Genomic DNA, 24866 nt, shown 5'->3' on the forward strand with positions numbered 1-24866 from the left:
GTGTTTATAATTTTCTTCCAATTCGCTCAACCCTAAGGCATCAAGCGTTGAATTTGCCAAACATCATCCTGCTTTTGATAGCAAATTCGATCATGCAGGCGATTCGGTCGACCTTGCCAAAATTCATAATAATCTGGCACCAGACGATAGCCACCCCAAAAATTGGGTTTATCCAGTTGCGGTACATGTTCAAACTGCTGTACCGCCGCATCAAAGCGTTGTTGCAATGCTTCACGGCTCTCAATCACACCACTTTGCGGGGTGCTGACATGTGCTGCGACTTGGCTGTCCCGTGGGCGTTTATGGTAGTAAGCCGTTGATTCAATTTCTGAAATTTTCTCAACTCGCCCAGAGATGCGCACTTGCTGCTCATACTCTGCCCAATAAAACAGAATCTGCGCTTGTGGATTTTCCGCCAAGTCGAGTCCTTTTTTACTGTCATAATTACTATAAAAATCATAACCTTGCTGTGTTGCACCACGCAGTAAAACCGTTCGCACGTGCGGTACAGCCTGTGCATTGGCAGTGGCTAAGTACATGGCATAGGGCTCATGCAAATTGCCTGTCAGCGCCGTATTAAACCACAGTAAAAATTGTTCATGCGGTGTCTGTGCTACGTGATCTTCATGAAGTTCGCCACGTTGATAACTCAACCGTAATTCACTCAAATCTTTGATCTGATTGCTCGGCTCTGACGCTGTTGACATTATGTTTGACCTTATTTTAAAACGCTGAAATTACAGATGATGCGACAAAATAATCAGCTATCCTCATGACTCGTCATGAATGTTGGCTTGTTTACGAATTTGATCTGCCAAGTGTTTTGCCAATTGACTGACTTCATCCAGATCATCGCCTTCCACCATCACCCGAATCACAGGCTCTGTACCTGATTTACGGATCAGCAGACGCCCTCGCCCTTTGAGTTGTTGCTCAGCTTTGGCGAAGGCATCGACCAACACAGGATCGGCAAAAGGATCAATCATTTGCGCCAAACGGACATTTTCTAACACTTGAGGAAATAACTGAAAACCTTTGACCAACTCATCCAAGCTAGTATTTTGCTCAACCAAGACGCGCATTACTTGCAATGCCGCAATAATCGCATCGCCCGTACTACTGCGATCTAGAGTCAAAATATGTCCAGACGGTTCACCGCCGATAAACCATTCTTGTTCTTCTAGAGCCTGTAACACATAGCGATCGCCGACTTTGGCACGGATAAATGGAATCTCTGCCTTTGCCAATGCCAGCTCGAGCGCCATATTACTCATCACCGTACCGACGATACCTCGTGGTGCTTTCTTGGCTTTGGTGGCGAGAATATACAAAATATGATCGCCATCAATCAGTTTGCCATGACGATCCACCAACATCACTCGATCGGCGTCACCATCAAAAGCGATGCCCAAATCTGCGCCGTGTTTGACCACAGCCTGCTGTAGATTTTCAGGATGGGTCGAGCCACATTGCTCATTAATATTGGTACCATTAGGCTTGTCATAAATACTAATGACTTTGGCGCCGAGCTCACGAAATACCGCAGGACCGACGCTATACGCCGCACCATTGGCAGAATCAATGACGATGGTAAAATCTTGTAGATTCAAATGGTAAGGAAAGGTTGATTTACAAAATTCGATATAACGTCCTTGCGCATCATCCACACGAAAACTTTTACCGAGTTGATTCGGCTTATCGATCACGATGTCTTTTTCAAGCGCTTGATTAATTTGATCTTGCAAATCATCAGCGAGTTTTTTGCCTTCACTCGAAAAAAACTTAATACCATTATCAAAATATGGATTATGCGATGCCGAAATCACAATGCCTGCATTGGCATGTAAGGCACGAGTCAGATGCGCAATCGCTGGTGTCGGCAGTGGTCCGAGCAAATGCACATATACCCCAGCGGCGTTCAAGCCCGCTTGTAGCGCAGACTCCAAGATATAGCCTGATAAGCGTGTATCTTTCCCCAACACCACGATGGGCTTTTTCTTGGGAAAGGCACGTTTTAACACCGTTCCTGCTGCAAAACCTAACTTTAATGCAAACTCAGGCGTAATTGGGGTTTGACCAAACTGCCCACGAATCCCATCGGTGCCAAAATAACTCATTGAACGTCTCTTATATCTTGATGGTTTATGTCGAATTTTCCTCATTTTACAATAAAAAAACAGCCGCCCATAGGACAGCTGTTTTGTTTTATCGTAAAGCATTGGGAGATGACATCATCAGCCCGATCAGCTTCGCAAATTCATCTCAGAATTAGCCTAAACGATAGTTTGGTGCTTCTTTGGTAATGGTCACATCATGCACGTGCGATTCTTTCATACCTGCAGATGTGATTTTCACAAATTTGGCATTTTGGCGTAAGTCTTCTACGGTTGCAGAGCCTGTATAACCCATCGATGAACGCAAACCACCCATCATTTGATGCACGATATTGCCCATTGGTCCTTTGTACGGTACACGTCCTTCGATACCTTCTGGAACAAGTTTTTCCGCACCTGCTTTGGCATCTTGGAAGTAACGATCTGCCGAGCCACTTGCACCCGCCATCGCACCCAATGAACCCATACCACGATAGGCTTTGTAATAACGCCCTTGGAAGAATTCCACTTCACCCGGTGCTTCTTCAGTACCTGCCATGAGTGAACCAACCATGATGGTGCTTGCGCCCGCAGCGATCGCTTTCGACATATCACCTGAGAAACGAATCCCGCCATCAGCGATCAATGGAATTTGTTCTTTTAAGGCATTCGCCACATTATCAATCGCAGAAATCTGTGGCACACCAATACCTGCAACGATACGTGTAGTACAGATCGAACCCGGTCCGATACCGACTTTGACCGCATCCGCACCAGCGTCCATCAATGCCAATGCAGCATCACCTGTAGCAATGTTGCCACCGATCACTTGCACTTGTGGGAAGTTTTGTTTGACCCAACGTACACGCTCGATCACCCCCGCAGAATGTCCGTGCGCAGTATCGACAACGATCACATCGACACCCGCATCGACCAGAGATTCCACACGGCTTGGTGTTTCTGCACCCGTGCCAACCGCTGCACCAACACGTAAGCGACCAAGGTCATCTTTACAGCTATTCGGATACAGTTCAGCTTTGCGGAAGTCAGTCACGGTGATCAAGCCTTTGAGGTTTTGTTGATCATCCACCACCAGCACTTTTTCAATGCGATGCTTTTGCAATAAAGCCTGAATATTTTCTTTTGACTCACCTTCACGCACAGTCACCAAACGATCTTGTGGTGTCATGATATTGCGTACAGGCTGTTCAAGATTGGTTTCAAAACGCGTATCACGCCCTGTCACGATACCCACCACTTTTTCGCCTTCAACCACGGGCACACCGCTGATGTTGTTGGCTTGGGTGATTTCCATCAACTCACGCACGGTGGTCTCAGGGGTCACGGTAATTGGATTTTTCACCATACCCGCTTCAAATTTTTTCACACGACGTACTTCAGCCGCTTGTGCTGCAATATCCATATTTTTATGCAAAATACCAATACCGCCATGCTGCGCCATTGCAATCGCCATACGGGATTCTGTCACCGTATCCATTGCCGCAGAAACAAGCGGAATATTGAGTTGAATATCACGAGTCAGGCGTGTCTTTAGGGAGACATCTTTTGGGAGGACTGTAGAGTAAGCAGGGAGTAACAAGACATCATCGAAGGTTAACGCTTCTTGAACGATGGTCAGCATAATAATCTCACTGGTAATTTCCGTGCGCTATTATAACCAAATTTCGATCTGAATTGCACTGCTGATTACCAACTTTAGATAGTTTTCAAATAAATAATTTATGCTTTTTCCCACATAGTTTGTGCAAACCCACCGTCATCAGCCAAATATAATTTAAGATTTGATTTATATTTCCGATTGTCTAAATCACGGTAAACCACTTCAATCGGAAGTATTTCACATGCTTTCCATGAATCAGCTTTTCCAAGATGCCAAAATGCGTTTTTTACTGACTTTCCATTACCCAATACTGGGATACAAACATTACTGTAAAAACATCTAATTGCATCCTTAGGAATACTTGAATCTACGGATACCTTTCGCACATCACTTTCATTAACATTAAAAACAATATCTATTGCAGGTCTATTGCCAGTATTTTCAACAATTAAATCCAAACTTGTACCGCAGCTACCCGCCGAATGTGTTGTAACCCGAACTATAACTATGGGTCGATTTACATGCCTCAAAGCATAGAGAGCAAAGGATAAAGAGCAGAGTGACAAAATAATTGAAAGTAAACTAATGAGTATGGTAATGGACATTCGATAACCTTTTAAATATCTTAATTTTGCCGATCAATTAAATTTATCATGCTCGTGTATCAAAGATGCAGAGATTGCAAAATACATTTACCGAATCCAACCTGAAAACGCTTAAAAAAAATGTTAAGGTCATCACAAGTAACAATAAATTTGAGGACGTTATGCGTTTGGCATTTTTGAAATTCAACAACATGGCAACAGCGATGATTATGAGCAGTGGGCTGATGGCAGCAAGTTTAACGCATGCACAGCTCACCATTAATGGACAATCCATTCCTGTCACAGGCGCATCCAATACCTACAGCTCGAATAGCATCAGCAATAGTGACTATCAACCCCGAAATAACTTTCAAAGTTGTCTTGCCAACTTGCGCTCAAGCGCCATCGCCAAAGGCGTGTCGGGCTCAACTTATGATCGCTACACGCAGTCGTTGACACCAGACTATTCAGTGATTGAAAAACTCAACTATCAACCCGAATTCAGCACCGATATTTGGGACTACTTATCAGGTTTGGTCGATCAAGAACGTGTCGATGATGGACAAAAAAATATGGCGCAATATCGCAGTGCGCTGAATCGTGCGTCGACACAATATGGCGTACCCGCCGAAACCATCGCCGCAGTCTGGGGTGTAGAAAGTAACTACGGCAATATTTCAGGAAAATATCCACTGATCCAAGCACTCGGTACGCTCAGCTGTGAAGGGCGCCGTCAGTCTTATTTTCGTGGTGAATTTTTCACGACCTTGAAAATTTTGCAACGTGGTGACTTGACTGAAGATCAACTCAAAGGCTCTTGGGCGGGTGCATTTGGACATACCCAGTTTATGCCATCGACCTATGATCGCTTAGCGGTGGACTTTGATGGCGATGGTCGTCGTGATTTGGTCTCTAGCGTGCCTGACGCACTGGCGTCTACAGCGAATTTCCTCGACAAAGCAGGCTGGCAATCGGGCATGCCATGGGGCTTTGAAGTCAGCGTACCCGATGGCTATTATGTTGGCGGTGAAGGGCGTCGCAACAAAAAGTCACTCAGCTACTGGTCTGGCAAAGGCGTGACCCGCATCGATGGCTCACCTGTGATTCAAGGTAATCTGAGCAGCTCAAGTCAAGCTGGACTACTTGCGCCAGCGGGTGAAAATGGACCAAAATTTTTAGTCTTTAAGAACTTCGATGCACTGTATAGCTACAACGCCGCGGAAAGCTATGCGCTTGCCATCGCCATGCTATCAGATCGCTTACAAGGCAAATCAGGCATCCAAGCCGCTTGGCCAACCGATGATCCAGGCACATCTCGTGCACAGCGCCGTGAAATCCAAACCTTGTTGCTACAACGTGGGCATGCGATTGGCGATGTCGATGGTTTGATCGGTGATAAAAGTCGTCAGGCGATTCGTATCGAACAACAGCGTCTAGGGTTACCAACCACAGGACGTGCAGGTCAGCGTATTTTGACTGCGCTTCGTGCCGAAAGCGTGATGGGACAATAGTACTGAACTTTGCGAACTGAATGCGTGGCAACTTAGCCATTCAATCATCTCAATTACACTGTTACAGTGTGTAGCAGTGTAATATTTCTCTTGCGTTCAACCGCATTGAGATTACAATAATTCCTTTCATCCAAATTCTGTATAGAACAAGTATTTTTCACGTGACTGAACAAGCCTCAAGCCCTGCGACGACCTCTACACCATCTGCTTCTCCACGCCGTATTCTAATGATGGCGGCGGGCACAGGCGGTCATGTCTTTCCTGCACTTGCAGTTGCCAAAGCATTGCAACAGCGTGGACATCAGGTGTTTTGGCTGGCGACACCGCACGGCATGGAAAATCGATTATTACAACAACACGATATTCCTATTCATCAAATCGACATCCAAGGCGTGCGTGGCAATGGCATTGTCCGTAAGCTCAAAGCGCCTTTTAAAATCTTAGCCGCCACCTTGGCAGCGATGCGCATCATGAAATCACTCAAGATTGATGCGGTGGCGGGTTTTGGTGGTTATGTCTCTGGGCCTGGTGGTTTGGCAGCTCGTGCGTTAGGTATTCCTGTATTAATTCATGAACAAAATGCCGTAGCAGGATTCACCAATACCCAGCTGTCACGTATTGCCAAAACAGTATGTCAAGCCTTCCCCAAAGCCTTTGCTGGGCTGAATGAGTCGCCGAAATTGGTGACCACGGGCAATCCTGTACGTCAGGAAATCAGTGAGATTTTGTCCCCAAAATGGCGCTATGAACAGCGTGAAAGTGAGCAACAGCCCTTAAATATTCTAATCGTGGGTGGTTCGCTGGGTGCGCAAGCCTTGAATGAACATATTCCTGCCGCACTTACGGCATTAAATGTGCCCATGCATGTGCGCCACCAATGTGGTCAGCAACAGCTTGAAACGACACAGCAACGCTATGACACTTTGCCAAAGTGTGATGGTTTTGACAGCCAAGTTTTGCCGTTTATCGATGACATGGCAGCAGCCTACAGCCAAGCTGATTTAATCATTTGTCGTGCAGGTGCGCTCACAGTGACAGAAGTGGCAACCGCTGGCGTGGCGGCGATTTTTATTCCGCTACCTTCTGCGGTCGATGATCATCAGACGGCGAATGCACACTATTTGGCAGATGTTGGCGCAGCCAAGATTTGTCCACAGTCCACGCTGACAGCCGACAGTTTGCAACAGCTCCTTGCACCACTGATGCACCGAGCAACACTATGCGATATGGCTGTCAAAGCACGCCAACAAGCACAAAGCCAAGCTACAGCGCAGGTCGCCGAGCTGGTTGAACAGTTATAAATCGCACATTGCCCCAAGAGAATTTTTGAGAAGAATCATGACTGAAAACACACTGACTGCGAAACACGCCAAACAACTGATTAAAATTCCTGAAATGCGCCGTATCAAGCATATTCATTTCATCGGGATTGGTGGCGCAGGCATGTGTGGCATTGCCGAAGTGCTGAAAAACCAAGGCTATAAAGTCTCAGGTTCCGACATTCGTGCCTCAAAAACAACGGCACAGCTTGAGAAAAATGGCATTGAAGTGTTTATCGGGCATCACGCCAGTAATATCGATGGTGCCAATGTCATCGTGGTCTCAACAGCAATTGATTTGGAAAACCCAGAAATCCAAGCAGCTAATGAGCTACGCATTCCCGTGGTACGCCGTGCCGAAATGCTCGGGGAGCTGATGCGCTATCGTCATGGCATTGCTGTTGCGGGCACACATGGTAAAACCACCACCACTAGTCTACTGACCTGTATGTTGGCTGAAGAAAATCTTGATCCGACCTATGTCATCGGTGGTTTATTGAATCGGACTGGCGTCAATGCTGCGCTCGGTGCGAGTCGGTATATCGTGGCAGAAGCAGATGAATCCGATGCGTCATTCTTATATTTAGAACCGATGGCTGCGATTGTCACCAATATTGATGCCGATCACATGGATACTTATGGCGGTAGCTTCGATGTGCTCAAAGACACCTTTGTGCAATTCCTGCATAAATTGCCGTTTTATGGTTTGGCTGTGGTTTGTGGCGATGATGCCAACATCCGTGAAATCATGCCTCGCATCGGGCGTCCTGTACTGACTTATGGCTTTGAAGAAGGCAATGACATTCGTGCCGTTGATGTCGAGCAAGATGGCATGCAGTCGCATTTCACGGTGTTGCGTAAAGACCGTGAACCACTACGCCTGACGATTAACCAACCAGGTCTACACAATATTCTCAATGCCTTGGCGGCAATTGGCGTGGCTACCGATGAAGGCGTGTCTGATGCGGCGATTGCACGTGCTTTAGAGAGCTTTAACGGGGTCGGACGTCGCTTCCAAGTACAAGGCGAATACGCCAAAGATGATGGCAATATCAAACTGGTCGACGACTATGGGCATCACCCCAAAGAAGTCGAAGCCACCATCAAAGCAGCGCGTCAAAGTCACCCAGATCGTCGCTTAGTCATGCTGTTTCAGCCACATCGCTATAGCCGTACTCGTGATTGTTTTGATGATTTCGTGGAGGTGTTGTCGCAAGTGGATGCGCTGGTGCTGATGGAAGTCTATGCGGCAGGTGAAAAACCGATTGTTGGGGCGGATAGTCGCAGTCTTGCCCGAGCCATTCGCCTGCGTGGTCTGGTCGAACCGATTGTGGTTGATCCTGTGGAGAGTCAATTGCCAAGCGTATTAAAGAATTTGTTACAAGCCAATGATCTATTATTAACACAAGGTGCGGGCAATGTCGGCACAGTTTCGGTAGAATTGGCACAAAATGCGCTTTACCTCAATAGCTAAGCCTGTAATTACTCGGTTTTTCAATTGTAGGATTGGCTTTTTAGACAAAAATTTGTGGTTTAGTGTTTCATTTAGCAGTTAGAAATAAGGAATTCACCGTGTCTCAGGTGCAAGATAAGTTTGGAAAAGTTGCGGTATTACTCGGTGGAAAATCTGCGGAGCGTCAAGTTTCATTAAATAGCGGTCAATCGGTGTTAGATGCACTATTGCGCAGTGGCGTCAATGCGGAAGCCTTTGATCCACTGACTCGCCCAGTGACTGAGCTGACGGCGTATGATCGTGCCTTTATCGTATTGCATGGTCGTGGCGGAGAAGATGGACAAATCCAAGGGGTGCTGGACTGGCTCAACGTGCCCTATACAGGCACTCAAGTGCAAGGTTCAGCCATTGGCATGGACAAAGTCAAAACCAAACAAATTTGGCAAGGTAGCGAACTGCCGACTGCACCGTATCGTCTGATCACTGCCGACACCAATTTTAATGAAGTCATCGACAAACTCGGTTTACCACTCATTATTAAACCTGTGCATGAAGGTTCTAGCATCGGCATGAGTAAAGTCGAGAAAGCTGAAGATTTTCAAGCGGCACTGTCCAAAGCCACCACGCACGATTCGATCGTCATGGCAGAGCAATGGATCACAGGCTCTGAATATACCGTAGTGATCTTAAATGGTGAGGCACTGCCTGTGATTCGCCTTGAACCACCAAAAGATGTGGCATTTTATGATTATGAAGCCAAATATAAGCGCAATGACACCCAGTATGGCATTCCATCTGGCTTGTCCGATGCTGATGAAAAACATTTGCAAGAGTTAGCGCTTCGTGCCTTCCAAGCGGTGGGTGCATCAGGTTGGGGGCGTATCGATGCCATGCGTGATGCGCAAGGCAATTTTTGGCTACTTGAAGTCAACACTGTGCCGGGTATGACCGATCACTCGTTGGTGCCAAAAGCTGCACAAGCGATTGGCTTAAACTTCGATCAATTGTGTTTGACAATTTTAGAACAAACTTTGGACTAAAGCATTTAAGATATGGCTCAGCTTCCACTTTCACTCAAACGTCGAAAAGCTGCAACGACATCGATACATGACAAATCGCCGACCATCAGCGATACCGTATTGTCGTGGGGAAGTTGGCTGTTGCTGATTTTTGCGATTTTGGTGTTTTTATTTGGTGGTTATGCGCTGTATCAACGCTTTATGCATGCACAAATCGATCATATCGATGTGCTTGGTGTGTCTGCGAACGAACAACGCTTTTTGGTCAATTACCTGAAAGAAGACACCGAAAATGGCTATTTCACCACAGATTTAGAACAAATTCGTGATCATGCTTTACAACTTTCATGGGTGGAAAGTGTGGTGGTCTCTCGAGCTTGGCCTGATGCGATTGTGGTTCGTGTTACGCCTCGTCATGCGGTGGCACGTTGGGGTACAGGGCGTTACTTAAGTGATGATGGCACGGTATTTCAACCAATCGACAAGAACACACAAAAGCAATTGCCGATGTTGCACGGTCCAAGTTCGCAATCACGCATGATGATGAATAAATATCGTGACATCAATCAAATGTTTAGAGCACAAAACATGCACCTCAAAGAGCTCTATCTGACGGAGCGTATGACGTGGTTTATGCAGTTTGATAATGGATTACGTTTGATTGTTGACCAAGATCAAACCATGGGTAAACTCCAGCGCTTGAGCGAGATTGCCAAAACCGATCTCGGCTTGGTCTGGAATAATATTGCAGGGATTGATTTACGTTATCGTAATGGTCTCGCCGTACAGTGGAAAAATGCACAGCCTTTAAAAATTGAAAATGGGCAATTTGTCATTCCACAAATACAACCCACTGCGACACAGCCAAATACGATACAACCGAATCAGGTCAGCCCGTAATGAAATTTACATATATTAGCGCACTGAATATCGTGCAAAACAACTTAAAAAGCGGTAATAAACAATGAGTGAAGCTGTGCCATCAGTCGTGGCTATAGACATTGGAACACACAAAGTATCGGTGTTAATTGGTCGTGTCCATGCGCCAGATCAAATCGAAGTCATCGGCATGGCACATGCCCGCAATCGAGGCATGAGCAAAGGCAAAATCGTCAGCCTTGATAAGGTCGTCTCTGCAATTAAAAATGCCGTACAAGAAGCCGAAGACAAAGCAGAATGCCGCATCAATAGTGCGTGGATTTCGATTCCAAGTACAGGCTTACAAAGTTTTTATGCTTCAGGTCGCACACCGATTTCTAGCTTTGATAAAACCATCAGCACCAATGAAGTGGTGCGGGCACTGGAATTGGCAAAAACCAGTCATTTATTACCAGATTATTATCTCGCTAGCGCTGTGCCGCTGGGCTTTGCCGTCGATGACAATGAAGAATGGGTACACAATCCGATCGGCTTGTCTGGACAAACTTTAACTGGACATTATCAGCTGATGATGCTGCCGATCAGCACCATGCAAAACCTTGATAAAGCGTTGAAAAATGCAGGTATCGGGGTGGAGAAAATGGTCATTTCATCTTTAGCGACTGCCGAAGCCAGCCTGCTTAAAGATGAAAAAGAATATGGCGTCTGCTTGATCGACATCGGCGCAGGCACCACCAATCTTGCGGTCTATCTGGGCGGACACTTGGCATTTGCCAGTACGTTACCGCTTGGCGGCGAACACGTCACCCGTGATATTGCAGCGGTTCTGCAAACCACCACCGAAGAAGCCGAGCGCATTAAACATTTACATGGCTGTGTTGACCACAGTGTGATCAAACCCGATCATATGATCCAAGTGCAAGGCATCGATGGCCCACAAACCATTAGCCGTATTGAACTGGCAGATATTATCAAAGCACGCTATGACGAAATCTTTGATCATATCTATCAAGAGCTGAGCCAAAGCGGTGCCATTGCAAATCTATATCACGGCGTGGTACTGACTGGTGATGCCAGCCAAATCGAAGGTGCTGTCAATCACGCACGCCGTAAGCTCGGTGTATCTGCACATCTTGGTAATCCACCGCTACAGGTTTATTGCAAAGATGAAAATCTACCTGCGCTACGACGCTCTCTGTACACCACCGCCAGCGGTTTATTGATGTTTAGCCAAAGTGAAGCACAACAAAGCGTGGTTGAAGAAGATGCGCATCGTGGTTCGGTCTGGGATCGCATGGTCAACAGCAGTAATGATTTGCTCTCAAGGCTAAAGAATTTTTTCTAATACGGAGTTTAGTAAGTTCAGGTTTTTTGTTTGTAATAAATTGAGTATGTGATATTACAAACTGAAATCTGCATGCTAATATTTAACTTTTACATTTCGAGCAGTATACGGGCATAAGTGACTGCTATAACAATTTTGGAAGTCGGAAGGTCATGCCTACAAATTCAATTACTTATATAGACGATGATGAAATGGACAGTTACGGACAAGCACGCTTCACCGTTTTTGGGGTTGGCGGTGGTGGTGGTAACGCCGTTCAAAATATGGTCGAACAAAAAATCGCAGGGGTGAAATTTATCTGTGCCAATACAGATAAACAAGCGCTAGATCGCATGTCTGCACCAAACAAAGTGCAACTCGGCGAACAAAGCACCCGTGGTCTTGGCGCTGGCGCCAACCCAGAAGTTGGTCGTACTGCTGCAGAAGAAACCCGTGATGCCATTCGTCAGCACCTTGAAGGGTCTGACATGGTCTTTGTGACTGCTGGCATGGGCGGTGGTACAGGGACTGGTGGTGCACCTGTGGTGGCGGAAGTTGCCAAAGAAATGGGCTTACTCACTGTTGGTGTAGTCACTACGCCATTTCGTTTTGAAGGACGTCGTCGTATCAAAGCGGCTGAGCTCGGTATTGAAGAGTTAGAAAAGCATGTCGATTCGCTGATCATCATTCCAAACTCTCGTTTGTTGGATGTGTATGGCGACATCTCGATGAAGGATGCCTACAAAAAAGCCGATGATGTGCTACTCAATGCGGTACGCAGTATCTTCGACCTTGTGGTCAATCCTGGTCTGATTAACCTTGACTTTGCCGATTTAAAAACCGCCATGAGCACACGTGGCTATGCGATGATGGGTACAGGTATTGGTCGTGGTGAAAAGCGTGCTGAACAAGCTGCTGAAATGGCGATTCGTAGTCCACTCCTTGATAAAGTCAATATCAGCGATGCCAAAGGCGTATTGATCAACATCACTGGTGGTGAAGACGTTTCTTTACGTGAAGCTGAAACCATTGCTGACTATGTAGCGCAAATTGTCGATGAAGACGAAGTGCAATTATTCTACGGTACAGCAATTGATCCTGACGCACGTGACGAGATTCGTGTCACCGTTGTTGCTACAGGTCTCACTCGCAACAATGAGCCAAGCGCTGCCGTTGCTAGCAAAAAGCCTGTTCAAGCAGCACAAAATGCTCAATCTAATGAGACTGCGGATGCAGATGATGTACCTGCGATTAGCCGTCAAGCGCAAAACAATGCTGCCAATGATCAACCATCGCCTACATCAAACAATGGCTCGCCACGTCCTGCACCAATGAGTATTCAGGATTACCTGAAAAATCAGCAACGTAAATAAATTTTCAATTGATAATAAGGATAGTTCGCAAAAAGCAACTATCCTTATGTTTTTTTACAATCTATTTTGTGCTACCTTATTTACAATTGCTAAACTTGTAAGAAAATATGTTTAAACAGAGATCAATCCGCCGAGTTGTTCGAGCCAGCGGTATCGGATTACATAGTGGGAAAAAAGTCAGAATGAACTTTTTGCCTAGCGAATGTGATACGGGGATTGTTTTCCGTCGCATAGATCTTAACCCAGCAGTTGAGATTCCCGCTGAAGCGATGCTGATCCAAGAAGCCTATATGTGCTCCAACTTGGTGAAAAATAAAGTCAAAATCGGCACCGTTGAGCATGTCATGAGCGCCATTGCTGGACTGGGTATCGACAATTTGATCATTGAAATTGATGCACCAGAAATTCCGATTATGGATGGCAGCGCAGGGCCTTTTATTTATCTGCTACTTCAAGGTGAACTGACCGAACAAGCCGAAGCGAAAAAATTCATCAAAATAAAAAAAGAAATCCATGTTCAAACTGATGATAAAACCGCCTCTTTTCGTCCATTTGATGGCTTTGAATTGAATTTCACCATTGATTTTGACCATCCTGCCTTTGACAAAAAATACCAATCCACCTCAATTCTATTTTCCACTGAAAATTTTGTTGAACAAGTCAGCGAAGCGCGAACTTTTGGCTTCGTCAAAGACCTAGAGCTGTTGCAGGCCAATAATCTTGCCTTAGGTGCCAATCTCGACAATGCCATTGGTTTGGATGAACATGGGGTGGTCAATGAAGGCGGTTTACGCTTTTCGGATGAGTTTGTGCGCCATAAAATCCTCGATGCGATTGGCGATTTATATCTCCTTGGGCACCAGATTATTGCCAAATTTGACGCTTTTAAGTCGGGTCATGCACTCAATAACAAACTTTTGCGTGCTGTGGAAGCCGATGCTGACAGCTATGAAATTGTAACATTTTGTAATCAAGAATCTTGCCCGATTAAATATGTTCCGCTGAGCTAAACACCTGTCAGCAAACAACTTAATGTTATAATATTACAAAACCATCACGCCTTATATACTCTACAATTCCCCGATTTTCATGCTTCGGTAACATTTCATTCTTAGTCTTGGCTTGCCAAACGTAGCAAGGCTTCGCTAAGCTTGGCATCTTTCACGATTCGAGCGGCTTGTTGTATCTCTTCTTGAGTTTGATTTGACAATCGTTTCTTTCGTGTATATTTTTTGCTACTAGATGATTGTGAAACAGATTGCATAACTACTTTGATCTGTTGCACGTCGGCTAGAGCAGGGATTGCTTTTAGATTCCGAATATATTGGCTTTGCAAATAACGCACCTGACTGATCAATGCTTGATTGTCGCCCGCAATAATGAGCAAACCATGTTGATAACATACAACCTGCCACACCGCTCCAGCGGGAAATAAAGGTTGAATTAATTTTGTAAGTTGTTGCCATGCGCCAACTTGCTTTTGTAGAAATGTAAAATTTCCGACTCGTTGTGAAGATGGCTGAAAACGCCCTTGAAATAATGCTTTGGACTGTTGCATAAATTGATCATCTTCGATAGTTGATCTCTCTATGGTAGTGCCAAATTTTTTATACGCAAGTGATTCACGATCGAATTGGGATTCGAGGTTTTTATTTATGCATATTCGTCGTTTTTTACTTGCTTTGTCTTTCGCAAGCTCTGCCATGTCAGTGGCTTTTGCGGACTACCAATCATTAAACTCAATGGAATCGATGGATCGATTAGAACAATTATCACGCACCTTGGGAAAAGGTTCGTATTCTCAGGATGAGAAAACCATTAGCAATGCAACTTTAGTGTCTGCATCGCAAGATAATTCGGTCGAATTCAATAACGCTTCATTAAGTAAATATGGCAGTTCATCATCTAATGCTTGGATGTCTGCACATCCACTGCCTGACTCTCGTGTCAGCTCATCTTACGGCACACGCACCTTACTAGGCACGACTCGTAAGCATTCTGGAATTGATCTTGCTGCACCATCGGGCACGCCAATCTACACCACAGGCGCTGGTGTAGTGACCAAATCAGGCTGGGGCAGTGGTTATGGCTATTATGTCGAAGTCGATCATAACAACGGCTATAAGACACGTTATGCGCACGCATCTCGTTTGATTGCTAAAGTAGGCGATTATGTCAATGCAGGTGAACATATTGCCAATGTCGGCTGTACTGGACGTTGTACTGGACCTCACTTACACTTTGAAGTGGTGAAAAACGATAAGCGTCAAAATCCATCGACTTATCTCGCCTTATTGCCATAAGCCAAATATTGACCTATTTTTAAAGCGCTCAATCGATATTGGGCGTTTTTTATATCAAAATTAGCTTAATTTTTTAACAATTAAAATACTTTTATTTATTATTTTATTTTGTGATGATTTTTTAAGAATCATAGCCTCAACGCACCATTCTGTGTGAATATTTGTTTTTTATCACCTTTTGCCATTTATTTTAAAAATATAAGTTTTATGCTATTTGGTGTCGTCTTTTAGTCTTAGGATAGGCGACTTTTGTGGTGGTTTGTGGAAAGATAAATCAGGCTAAAGAAATAGGATAGGTGGCAAATATGGCTTTTTATGGTGACAAGGATGCTTTGGAAACAAAAGAATGGCAGGATGCATTTGACTCAGTCATCGAACATATGGGAACGGAACGTGCAGCGTTTATTTTAAAAGCATTATATCAGCGTGCAATCGCCAAACATGTCCCTGTACAGCGCTTAAATACCCCTTATTTAAATACTATTTCTGTCAATGAACAGCCTGCAATGCCCGGTGATCCAGATATGGAACGTCGTATTCGTGCCTTGATCCGTTGGAATGCCTTGGCGATGGTGCTTCGTGCCAATAAAGTCGATGATCTTGGTGGACATTTAGCGACTTTTGCCTCAAGTGCAACATTGTATGATGTTGGTTTTAACCACTTTTTCCGTGCCAACAGTGACAATTTTGGCGGCGACATGATTTATTATCAAGGTCACTCTGCCCCTGGGATTTATGCACGCTCATTTTTAGAAGGTCGCCTGACCGAAGATCAACTGGAAAATTTCCGTCGTGAAGTCGATGGCAATGGATTGTCGAGCTATCCACATCCGTATCTCATGCCTGAATATTGGCAATTCCCAACGGTATCCATGGGTCTTGGTCCAATCATGTCGATTTATCAAGCGCATATTCAAAAATACCTGATGAATCGTGGCTTAATCAAAGAAGAAGACCGTAAAGTCTGGGCATATCTTGGCGATGGCGAAATGGACGAACCTGAAAGCCTAGGTGCGATTTCACTGGCAGGTCGTGAAGGTTTGGATAACCTGATCTGGGTCATTAACTGTAATTTACAGCGCCTTGATGGTCCTGTGCGTGGTAATGGTAAAATCATTCAAGAACTGGAATCGATTTTCCGTGGTGCAGGCTGGCGTGTCATTAAAGTAATCTGGGGGCGTCATTGGGATCCATTGCTCAATAAAGATGATTCTGGCGCATTAAAAGCCGTGATGGAAGAAGCGGTGGATGGTGATTATCAGCGCCTACAAGTCAAAGGCGGTGGCTATGCCCGTGAAAACTTCTTTGGCAAATATCCTGAAGCGAAAAAATTGGTTGAACATCTGAGCGATCAAGACATCGATGCGCTAAACCGGGGTGGTCACGATCCGTATAAAGTCTTTGCTGCCTATGCTGCTGCGATGCAAGCTAATGGTCAGCCAACAGTGATTTTGGCGAAAACCGTAAAAGGTTACGGACTGTCCCATGAAGCAGAAAGTATCAACAAAACCCACCAAATCAAAAAACTCCCTGTTGAATCGCTAAAATACTTCCGTGATCGCTTCAATTTGCCATTTAGCGATGAACAACTTCAAGAGCTGCCATTCTTCCGTCCTGCAGAAAATTCACCTGAATTGAAATATATGAAAGCCCGTCGTGAGGCTTTGGGTGGTTATTTACCAGCACGTCGTAAAGAAAGTGAAGCGCTACCAATTCCTGAGCTGAGCGTATTTGACGCCGTGCTTAAAGGCAGTGGTGAAAAAGAATTGTCTACCACCATGATGATGGTACGCTTAATTTCAGCCTTGCTTAAAGAAAAAGCCATTAAAGATCGTGTGGTACCGATCGTGCCTGATGAAGCACGTACTTTTGGTCTAGAAGGCATGTTCCGTCAGCTCGGGATTTATGCGGTCAATGGTCAGCATTATACCCCTGAAGACAATGAACAGTTGATGAACTACCGTGAGGCCAAAGACGGTCACATGCTACAAGAGGGCATCAACGAAGCAGGGGCAATGAGTGCGTGGACTGCTTTGGCGACCAGTTACTCGACCAATGACCTGCCAATGATCCCTATGTACATGTATTACTCGATGTTTGGTTTCCAACGTATTGGCGATTTGGCATGGGCAGCGGGTGATGCACAGGCGCAAGGTTTCTTGCTCGGTGCAACCGCTGGACGCACCACATTGAATGGCGAAGGTTTGCAACACCAAGATGGTCATTCTCACATCTTGGCTGCAACTATTCCAAACTGTGTGGCATATGATCCATGTTTTGGTTATGAACTTGCGGTGATCGTACACGATGGCTTAAAACGCATGTATCAAGACCAAGAACGTGTGTTCTACTACCTGACTGTGATGAATGAAAATTACGAGCATCCTGCGATGCCTGAGGGTGCTGAAGAGGGTATTCGTCGTGGTATCTACCTATTTGAAAAAGACGATCAAGCCACTGTGCAACTGCTTGGCTCAGGTGTGATCCTGCGTGAAGTGATCAAAGCTGCGAAAATCTTGCGTGAAGAATACCAAATCCATAGCAATGTCTGGAGCGTCACTAGCTTTAATGAATTGGCTCGTGACGGTATGGCATGTGAAGAATACAACCGTAATCACCCGCTCAGCGAGGAACCTAAAGAAAGCTGGCTCTCCGAGCAGATGCGCCCATATCATGGCACGGTCGTCGCAGCGACTGACCATATGCGCATGTATAGCGAGCAGATTCGTCCATATTTACCTGACAATCGTCCTTATGCCACTCTCGGAACAGACGGCTATGGTCGCTCAGATACCCGTGAAAAGTTGCGTAGCTACTTCGAGGTGGATGCAGCACATATCGTTGTTGCAACCTTAAAACAGCTCGCTGACGAAGGTGAAGTGGACAATCGTTTGGTTAAAGATGCGATTACCAGCTTTGAAATTGATGTGGATCGTCCAATTGCTTGGCAACCTCAAGATCACGCTGAGATCAAACCTGTGGCTGAATATGTTGAACCAACATCAACAGAGGAGAAATAATCATGCAAATCATTACTCCTGATATTGGTGTAGATCAAGCGCAAGTCACCGAGATTTTAGTCAAAGTTGGTGATCAGATTGCTGAAAATGACAGTATTTTGGTCTTAGAATCTGACAAAGCCTCGGTCGAAGTGCCGAGCACTGCCAGTGGTACAGTAAAATCCATTTCGGTCAATGTAGGTGATACCGTGAAAGAAGGCACACTGTTGATCGAATTGGAAGCTGGAGAGTCATCACAAGCCAATGAGCAATCCGACGCCAAAGCTGAAGCTACACCAGAAACTGAAGCACCGTCAACTGACGATGCAAAAGTAGAAGAAGAACCTGCTAAAGATGCACCTCAAGCCGAAGCACCATCTGAAAGTCGTGAAATCCAACTGAAAGTGCCTGATATTGGCGTGGAGAAAGCCTCTGTTGCCGAAGTCTTGGTCAAAGTCGGCGATGTCATTGCCGAAGACGACAGCATTATCGTGGTGGAATCGGATAAAGCCACGGTCGAAGTGCCAAGTACTGCCAGTGGTGAAGTACTCTCTATCGCTGTTAAAGCTGGCGATATGGTGAAAGAAGGCGTGTTGATGTTGACGGTGAAGTCAACATCAGGTGCAGGCGCACAAAGTGGCGAGAGTGCGACCACAACAAAAGCGCAACAGCCTTCTGAAGAAAAAGCGCAAACGACCTCCGCTGAAAAACCACAGGCTGAATCTGCGCCAGCAGCGTCATCTAGTACTGAACAAAGTACAAGCACCACAAAACTCACTGATGCTGAAATCGAAGCCAATGCCAAAGTCTATGCAGGACCTGCGGTGCGTCAAATGGCACGTCAACTCGGCGTCGTGCTCAGCCAAGTCAAAGCAACGGGTTCAAATGATCGGATCTTGAAAGAGGATGTTTATGCCTATGTCAAAGGTCGTTTGAATACATCGTCGCCGTCAGCAGGCACTGCTGGTGTAGCACAAACCTCAGGCCTACCAAAACTACCTAGTTTTGATGCGTATGGTGGTGCTGAAGTCAAAGCAATGACTCGCTTGCAACAAGTATCCGTACCACAGCTGTCTTTAAACAATTTTATCCCGCAAGTGACGCAATTTGATCTTGCAGATATTACGGCGCTCGAAGCATGGCGAAATGAGCTCAAAGCTGACTTTAAGAAGCGTGGTACCAGCCTAACGATTTTGGCATTTATCGCCAAAGCCGTTGCGCATTTGCTCAAGCAAGAGCCGTATTTTGCTGGTCATCTTGCCGATGATCAAAAATCGGTGTTGTTACGCAATGAAATTCATATGGGTATTGCAGTCGCTACAGAGGATGGTTTGACCGTGCCTGTGCTACGCAATCCTGATCTGAAGTCGATTGCGCAAATTGCCACAGAACTTGCTGAACTCAGCCAAAAAGCACGTGATAAGAAGCTCGCACCAAAAGACTTACAGGGTGCGAACTTCACCATCACCAGCCTAGGCAGTATCGGCGGTACAGCATTTACACCATTGGTCAATTGGCCACAAGTTGCGATTCTCGGAATTTCCCCTGCGACCATGCAACCTGTTTGGGATGGGCAACAATTCCAGCCAAAATTGATGCTACCATTATCACTGTCTTACGATCACCGTGTAATTAATGGCGCTGATGCTGCGAGATTTACCAATAAATTGACCAAATTATTGCAAGATATCCGCTCAATTTTGTTATAAGCCACATAGAGAAACTTTGGTTTTCAGTGAAAATCAAGGTTTCTTCTCTTCATTCTCACGCATAGAAAAAGCCTTAAGACGAATCTTAAGGCTTTTTTATACTGCTTGTGATCTACAACATCCTGTCACTTGGTGCTTCACAGCACATGTTATCGAGAAACGTCCTGTTTCTATGCTTGGATTATTTTTGTCATGTGGCGAGTTCCATTCCCTCATATGCTTCACAGCAAGTTTTGTTATCAAAGACATCCTGTCTGTTGATGTTTGTAGTATAGGGCTCAGATTTCGGTCTGAAAAGTCATCATATACGCCAAAAGTTGTAAGCCATAGCTTACAAAAAATCCAATTTGTTGCATAACTCCTAGTCTTTTTTCAATCAATTTAGCATATGATCATGATTCATGAGATTGTTGGGAATGATGATGCACACTGCTGAAATTGGCTTACTTGAACCACAAGTCGTGTGGCGACACTTTCAAACCTTATGCAATATTCCACGTCCATCGAAGCATGAACAGGTATTGCGTGACTATCTTCAGCAATGGGCAATACAGCGTGGTTTAGACACCGAAGTCGATGAGATCGGCAATTTGGTCATTCGCAAGCCCGCAACGCAAGGTATGGAAAAAGCGATCCCTGTGATTCTGCAGGGACATCTCGATATGGTCACCCAAGCCAATCGAGATACGCCGCATGATTTTCTACGTGATCCAATTCAACCAATCATTGAAGAGGGTTGGCTGGTGGCTAAGCACACCACATTAGGTGCGGATAATGGCATTGGCGTGGCACTTGCTTTGGCTGTACTTGAGTCAGACGATGTTGCACATGGAGCAATTGAGGTTTTGCTCACCGTTGATGAAGAGGCGGGGATGAGTGGAGCTCGGTTTTTATCGCCAAATATTTTACATGGACAATGGTTGATCAATATTGATACCGAACAATGGGGAGAATTGTACCTCGGTTGTGCTGGGAGTCAGGATGTCGAAGTCAATCAAACTGCTCAGTTTATCGCAGCGCCACCAAATTTAGCCTTTTACGATGTGCAAATCCTCGGTCTAAAAGGCGGACATTCTGGTTTAAATATTCATGAGGGGCGGGGGAATGCCAATGTGATTTTGGCGCAATTCTTAGCCAATCATTTAGCAAAATTACACGGACATTTGGTTGCTATGCAAGGTGGAACAGCACGCAATGCCATCGCTCGCGAAGCCTCAGCGACCATTGCGATTCCGATCAATCAATTGGAAAATTTACAAACTGCTGTACAAAACGCTGAAAATATGTGGCGGGAAAGGCTACAAAATACCGATGGTGATGTACAGATTCAACTGCAAAATTCTCCACAAAAACATGCCCACATTTTAGAAGAAAAACAACAGCAACAATGGTTTCACGCCTTAGCCAGTTGCCCTTATGGTGTGGCAAAATTGAGCCAAAGCATCGCTGATATCGTGGAAACTTCCAATAATATCGGTGTGGTTAAAGTCGATCAGAATGGTCTCATTACTTCAATCATGGTGCGCTCATTGGTTAATTCTGATGCTGGCGCATTAGCGGAGCGAATTCAACAGCACTTTATTTCACACGATTGTTATGCCGAGTTGACGCCTTTAGTCTCGGGCTGGACCCCAAATCCTGACTCTCAAGCCTTAGCCTGCTTGCAACAAGCCTACCGAGATGTATTCGGCATTGAGGCAAAGCGTAAAGTGATTCATGCAGGATTGGAGTGTGGCATCATTGCAGAGCATTATCCACATTTGGAAATGGTCTCGTTTGGTCCTGATATACGTGGCGCACATGCGCCTGGGGAAAGGGTAAATATTCACACTGTGGCGCAGTGCTGGCAATTGCTCAAATCTGCTTTAGCCAATGTGCCGAATAGATCCGCTAAAATGAAAGCCTGAGAAAGTAAAATAGATGTTTCACGTGGAACATGTTGAACAGATGCTTCTAAAATTTATCCTAAATTTTAGGCAAAAAAAACGGCAACAGGGGTGTGTTGCCGTATAAAATCAAAAAGGAATTTTACACTTGTCATTATAATTAAATAAGTTTAAATGACAATGCACTTTTTCATATTTTGTGTAGATTATGACCTATCAACCCTACAAAGCAAGATTAAATTTCAATTTGCATATTTTCATTTAATGCTAAAGATTCAGGCAAAATTTGAGATAAAGCACGACACTGTGCTGTCAGCTCATCCTTGGACTTCGGTGTAAGCGTGATGTGACCGAGCTTACGACCTTCTCGTTCGGATTTATCATAAAGATGTAAATGTGCACTATCCAGCGCCAAAACTGATTCAGTTTTCGGATATTGAGAAATAATATTCACCATAACCGTTGGTCGGATTGTTTGCGTAGAACCTAGCGGCAAGCCTGCAACAGCACGAATATGATTTTCAAATTGCGAACATACCGCACCTTCGATCGACCAATGTCCAGAATTATGTACACGAGGCGCCATTTCATTGGCGAACATGCCTTGCTCAGTCACAAACAGCTCAAGCGTAAGCACACCGACATAATCTAAATGATTCAGCAAGCGAGTAATATATTCTTCAGCAATCGGTTGCAAGTGTAAACTATTCGGCGCAGGGACGATGGAATGCGACAAAATGCCATGATGATGGTGGTTTTCCGCCAAATCCCATGTGCGCACTTCGCCATCTTGCCCACGTACCGCAATGATCGATACTTCACGGTTGAACTGCACAAAACTTTCGGCAATTAATGATTTTGCTGCACCAAGCTCAGCCCATGCCTCATTGATTTGCGTTTCATTTTTCAGGACAAATTGACCTTTGCCATCGTAGCCACCTGTTGCGGTTTTCAGCACAATCGGCAAACCCAAATCACTGACAGCCTGCTGTAAACTTTCCAAACTATCCACTGCACGATATGGCGCAACAGGAATGTCTAATTCATCAAATAAAGATTTTTCCAGCAAACGATTTTGCGCAATCGCTAAAGCCTGACGTGGTGGATAAATTTGCTTAGATTGAGTGAGCTGATCTACATCAGCAAGCGGGGTATTTTCAAACTCCAAACTAAATACATCCGCACTTTTCGTAAATTGTTGCAAGCCGTCTTGATCTTGGCTGGAAATCACTTGACCCAATACCGCTGATGGACAATCTGTATTTGCTTCGAAAAAAGTACATTGTATATTCAAAGGTAAAGCCGCTTGCGCCATCATCCGACCCAGCTGACCACCACCAAAAATACCAATCGTCATCTTTGACATGATCTCGTCCTTAAACCTGACCTGGGATGTTATTGTTCGCTACTTTCTCTGTTTGGGCAGTGCGAAAATCTGCGATGTTTTTGGCAATATCGGCACGCTGTAAACCAACAATTTGCGCCGCCATGATCGCTGCATTGGTCGCACCAGCAGGACCAATCGCCAAAGTACCGACAGCAATACCCGCAGGCATTTGCACGATCGACAGGAGCGAATCCACGCCATTTAAAATAGACGATTTCACAGGCACACCGAGCACAGGCAAATCTGTCTTGGCTGCACACATCCCTGGCAAATGCGCCGCACCACCCGCACCTGCGATGATCACTTGAATACCACGCTCACGTGCGGTTTCAGCATATTCAAACAAGCGATCTGGGGTACGATGCGCAGACACCACTTCCGCCTCAAAAGGCACATTGAGCTGTTTCAGCATATTCGCTGTGTGCTCAAGTGTTGCCCAATCAGATTGTGAGCCCATAATAATTCCAACTAAAGGCTGAGCATCGGTGGTATTAACCGCATTCATTGGCATAGTTCCGCTAAGTGATGGCTTAAAAATATTCGGAGAATCAAAAACTAAAATTGGTTGATCGAACCGAATTTTGATGATGAGAAACTGCGCATTATAGCTTTTTTTACACTGAAACTAAATGCAATGGAATTAAATTTAAAAGGCTACTTTTGAATTTAAAAACAATTTCATCTCATTCGATGTTTTAAATTTAGAAATGTGGATAAATCAGACTCATCCAAAATAATTATTTTTTTATTTTCATTACGTTAAGTTGTGGATAAGTTTGTGCACAACTTAAGAAATATCTTAAGCTGCTTTAAAATTTCCATATTTTAAAGATTCAAAGTTTATGGTGAAATTTTGAACTGGACTAGAATTGCACAAAAAGATGCAAAGGGAAAGCAATATTTTTTGCTTTCCGATCAGTGTATTTTGCTTCACAATTTACTGGATAAATTCAAATTAAATACTTGAAAATAATAAATTTATTTTCTCAACACATCTGCAATACTTGGATCTTTATCAAATACAGATTTTGCATAAGGGCAGAGTGGAATAATTTTTAACTGCTTTTCTCGTGCGAATGCCACGACTTTATCGAGTATTTGACGTCCAATACCTTGTCCACGATAGTCTTCAGACACGTCGGTATGATCGATGATAAACATGCCTTCACCTGCCCATGTATATGCCATTTCTCCAGCCAGATTTTCTTTGCCAGTATCGCCATCTAATGCCTGAAATACACCATGTTTGCCATCGTCTTGTTGTTGAATATTCATATTTATTTCCTCTTGGTATTTTTTCATTTTCGCATGAAAAAAGCGCCAAAACTGACGTTTCGACGCTTTGATTTTGACACTTTTCACCGATCAAGTTGTGATTAAAAGTGTAAATCTGTCAAATAAAACAA

General features: G+C 44.8%; 19 protein-coding genes and 1 pseudogene. 12 read left to right on the top strand and 8 right to left on the bottom strand.

What is annotated here, in order from left to right; all coding sequences use genetic code 11:
- Positions 1 to 32 precede the first annotated feature (32 nt).
- The 4 genes from pdxH to BLQ60_RS11770 form a co-directional block, all read right to left on the bottom strand.
- Complete coding sequence (gene pdxH / locus BLQ60_RS11755) at positions 33 to 707, bottom strand: pyridoxamine 5'-phosphate oxidase (RefSeq protein ID WP_092620731.1); 675 nt, start codon at positions 705 to 707, stop codon at positions 33 to 35.
- Between the two features lie 63 nt (positions 708 to 770).
- Positions 771 to 2117: a phosphoglucosamine mutase gene (gene glmM, locus BLQ60_RS11760; protein WP_092620733.1), complete on the bottom strand. Its 1347-nt coding sequence runs from the start codon at positions 2115 to 2117 to the stop codon at positions 771 to 773.
- Between the two features lie 151 nt (positions 2118 to 2268).
- Positions 2269 to 3735 (bottom strand): IMP dehydrogenase, encoded by a 1467-nt coding sequence (guaB, locus tag BLQ60_RS11765; protein WP_092620735.1) that lies wholly within the window; start codon positions 3733 to 3735, stop codon positions 2269 to 2271.
- A 98-nt stretch (positions 3736 to 3833) separates the two neighbouring features.
- A complete protein-coding gene (locus tag BLQ60_RS11770) occupies positions 3834 to 4319 on the bottom strand; it encodes a hypothetical protein (protein ID WP_092620737.1) in 486 nt (161 codons plus the stop codon).
- Positions 4320 to 4510: 191 nt separating this feature from the next.
- Here BLQ60_RS11770 and BLQ60_RS11775 point away from each other — a divergent pair, with 191 nt between their 5' ends.
- The 8 genes from BLQ60_RS11775 (at position 4511) to lpxC (ending at position 14186) form a co-directional block, all read left to right on the top strand.
- Entirely contained in the window at positions 4511 to 5809 is a 1299-nt protein-coding gene (locus BLQ60_RS11775) for a lytic murein transglycosylase (protein WP_092620885.1), read from the top strand.
- A 221-nt stretch (positions 5810 to 6030) separates the two neighbouring features.
- Positions 6031 to 7110 (top strand): undecaprenyldiphospho-muramoylpentapeptide beta-N-acetylglucosaminyltransferase, encoded by a 1080-nt coding sequence (gene murG / locus BLQ60_RS11780; protein ID WP_378235188.1) that lies wholly within the window; start codon positions 6031 to 6033, stop codon positions 7108 to 7110.
- 37 nt (positions 7111 to 7147) lie between these two features.
- Positions 7148 to 8602: a UDP-N-acetylmuramate--L-alanine ligase gene (gene murC, locus BLQ60_RS11785; protein WP_092620741.1), complete on the top strand. Its 1455-nt coding sequence runs from the start codon at positions 7148 to 7150 to the stop codon at positions 8600 to 8602.
- A 107-nt stretch (positions 8603 to 8709) separates the two neighbouring features.
- Positions 8710 to 9621, top strand: a complete 912-nt coding sequence (locus tag BLQ60_RS11790) for a D-alanine--D-alanine ligase (RefSeq protein WP_092620888.1) — start codon at positions 8710 to 8712, stop codon at positions 9619 to 9621.
- A gap of 12 nt (positions 9622 to 9633) precedes the next feature.
- Entirely contained in the window at positions 9634 to 10500 is an 867-nt protein-coding gene (locus BLQ60_RS11795; RefSeq protein ID WP_092620743.1) for a cell division protein FtsQ/DivIB, read from the top strand.
- Positions 10501 to 10564: 64 nt separating this feature from the next.
- The gene (ftsA, locus tag BLQ60_RS11800; protein ID WP_092620745.1) at positions 10565 to 11824 is read left to right on the top strand and encodes a cell division protein FtsA; all 1260 of its coding nucleotides are present in this window, start codon (positions 10565 to 10567) and stop codon (positions 11822 to 11824) included.
- A 191-nt stretch (positions 11825 to 12015) separates the two neighbouring features.
- Positions 12016 to 13176, top strand: a complete 1161-nt coding sequence (gene ftsZ / locus BLQ60_RS11805) for a cell division protein FtsZ (protein ID WP_378235189.1) — start codon at positions 12016 to 12018, stop codon at positions 13174 to 13176.
- 107 nt (positions 13177 to 13283) lie between these two features.
- A complete protein-coding gene (gene lpxC / locus BLQ60_RS11810) occupies positions 13284 to 14186 on the top strand; it encodes a UDP-3-O-acyl-N-acetylglucosamine deacetylase (protein ID WP_092620749.1) in 903 nt (300 codons plus the stop codon).
- A gap of 101 nt (positions 14187 to 14287) precedes the next feature.
- On the opposite strand, the gene BLQ60_RS11815 is transcribed toward lpxC, so the two are convergent.
- Positions 14288 to 14734: a hypothetical protein gene (locus BLQ60_RS11815; RefSeq protein WP_092620751.1), complete on the bottom strand. Its 447-nt coding sequence runs from the start codon at positions 14732 to 14734 to the stop codon at positions 14288 to 14290.
- A 97-nt stretch (positions 14735 to 14831) separates the two neighbouring features.
- Here BLQ60_RS11815 and BLQ60_RS11820 point away from each other — a divergent pair, with 97 nt between their 5' ends.
- From BLQ60_RS11820 to BLQ60_RS11835, 4 genes and pseudogenes are all read left to right on the top strand, one after another.
- A complete protein-coding gene (locus BLQ60_RS11820) occupies positions 14832 to 15479 on the top strand; it encodes a M23 family metallopeptidase (RefSeq protein WP_092620753.1) in 648 nt (215 codons plus the stop codon).
- Between the two features lie 305 nt (positions 15480 to 15784).
- A complete protein-coding gene (gene aceE, locus BLQ60_RS11825) occupies positions 15785 to 18499 on the top strand; it encodes a pyruvate dehydrogenase (acetyl-transferring), homodimeric type (RefSeq protein ID WP_092620755.1) in 2715 nt (904 codons plus the stop codon).
- A 2-nt stretch (positions 18500 to 18501) separates the two neighbouring features.
- Positions 18502 to 20187, top strand: a pseudogene (locus BLQ60_RS11830) (2-oxo acid dehydrogenase subunit E2); the annotation flags it as partial.
- Between the two features lie 422 nt (positions 20188 to 20609).
- On the top strand, positions 20610 to 22094 hold the full coding sequence (locus tag BLQ60_RS11835) for an aminoacyl-histidine dipeptidase (RefSeq protein WP_092620759.1): 1485 nt from the start codon (positions 20610 to 20612) through the stop codon (positions 22092 to 22094).
- Between the two features lie 214 nt (positions 22095 to 22308).
- Here BLQ60_RS11835 and BLQ60_RS11840 read toward each other — a convergent pair whose 3' ends face one another.
- The 3 genes from BLQ60_RS11840 to BLQ60_RS11850 form a co-directional block, all read right to left on the bottom strand.
- Positions 22309 to 23439, bottom strand: a complete 1131-nt coding sequence (locus BLQ60_RS11840) for a 5-(carboxyamino)imidazole ribonucleotide synthase (RefSeq protein WP_092620761.1) — start codon at positions 23437 to 23439, stop codon at positions 22309 to 22311.
- A gap of 10 nt (positions 23440 to 23449) precedes the next feature.
- Entirely contained in the window at positions 23450 to 23965 is a 516-nt protein-coding gene (gene purE / locus BLQ60_RS11845) for a 5-(carboxyamino)imidazole ribonucleotide mutase (RefSeq protein WP_092620763.1), read from the bottom strand.
- 473 nt (positions 23966 to 24438) lie between these two features.
- On the bottom strand, positions 24439 to 24762 hold the full coding sequence (locus BLQ60_RS11850; RefSeq protein WP_092620891.1) for a GNAT family N-acetyltransferase: 324 nt from the start codon (positions 24760 to 24762) through the stop codon (positions 24439 to 24441).
- Positions 24763 to 24866: the final 104 nt, after the last annotated feature.

Source organism: Acinetobacter marinus (assembly GCF_900096915.1).
Taxonomy (GTDB): Bacteria; Pseudomonadota; Gammaproteobacteria; order Pseudomonadales; family Moraxellaceae; genus Acinetobacter; species Acinetobacter marinus.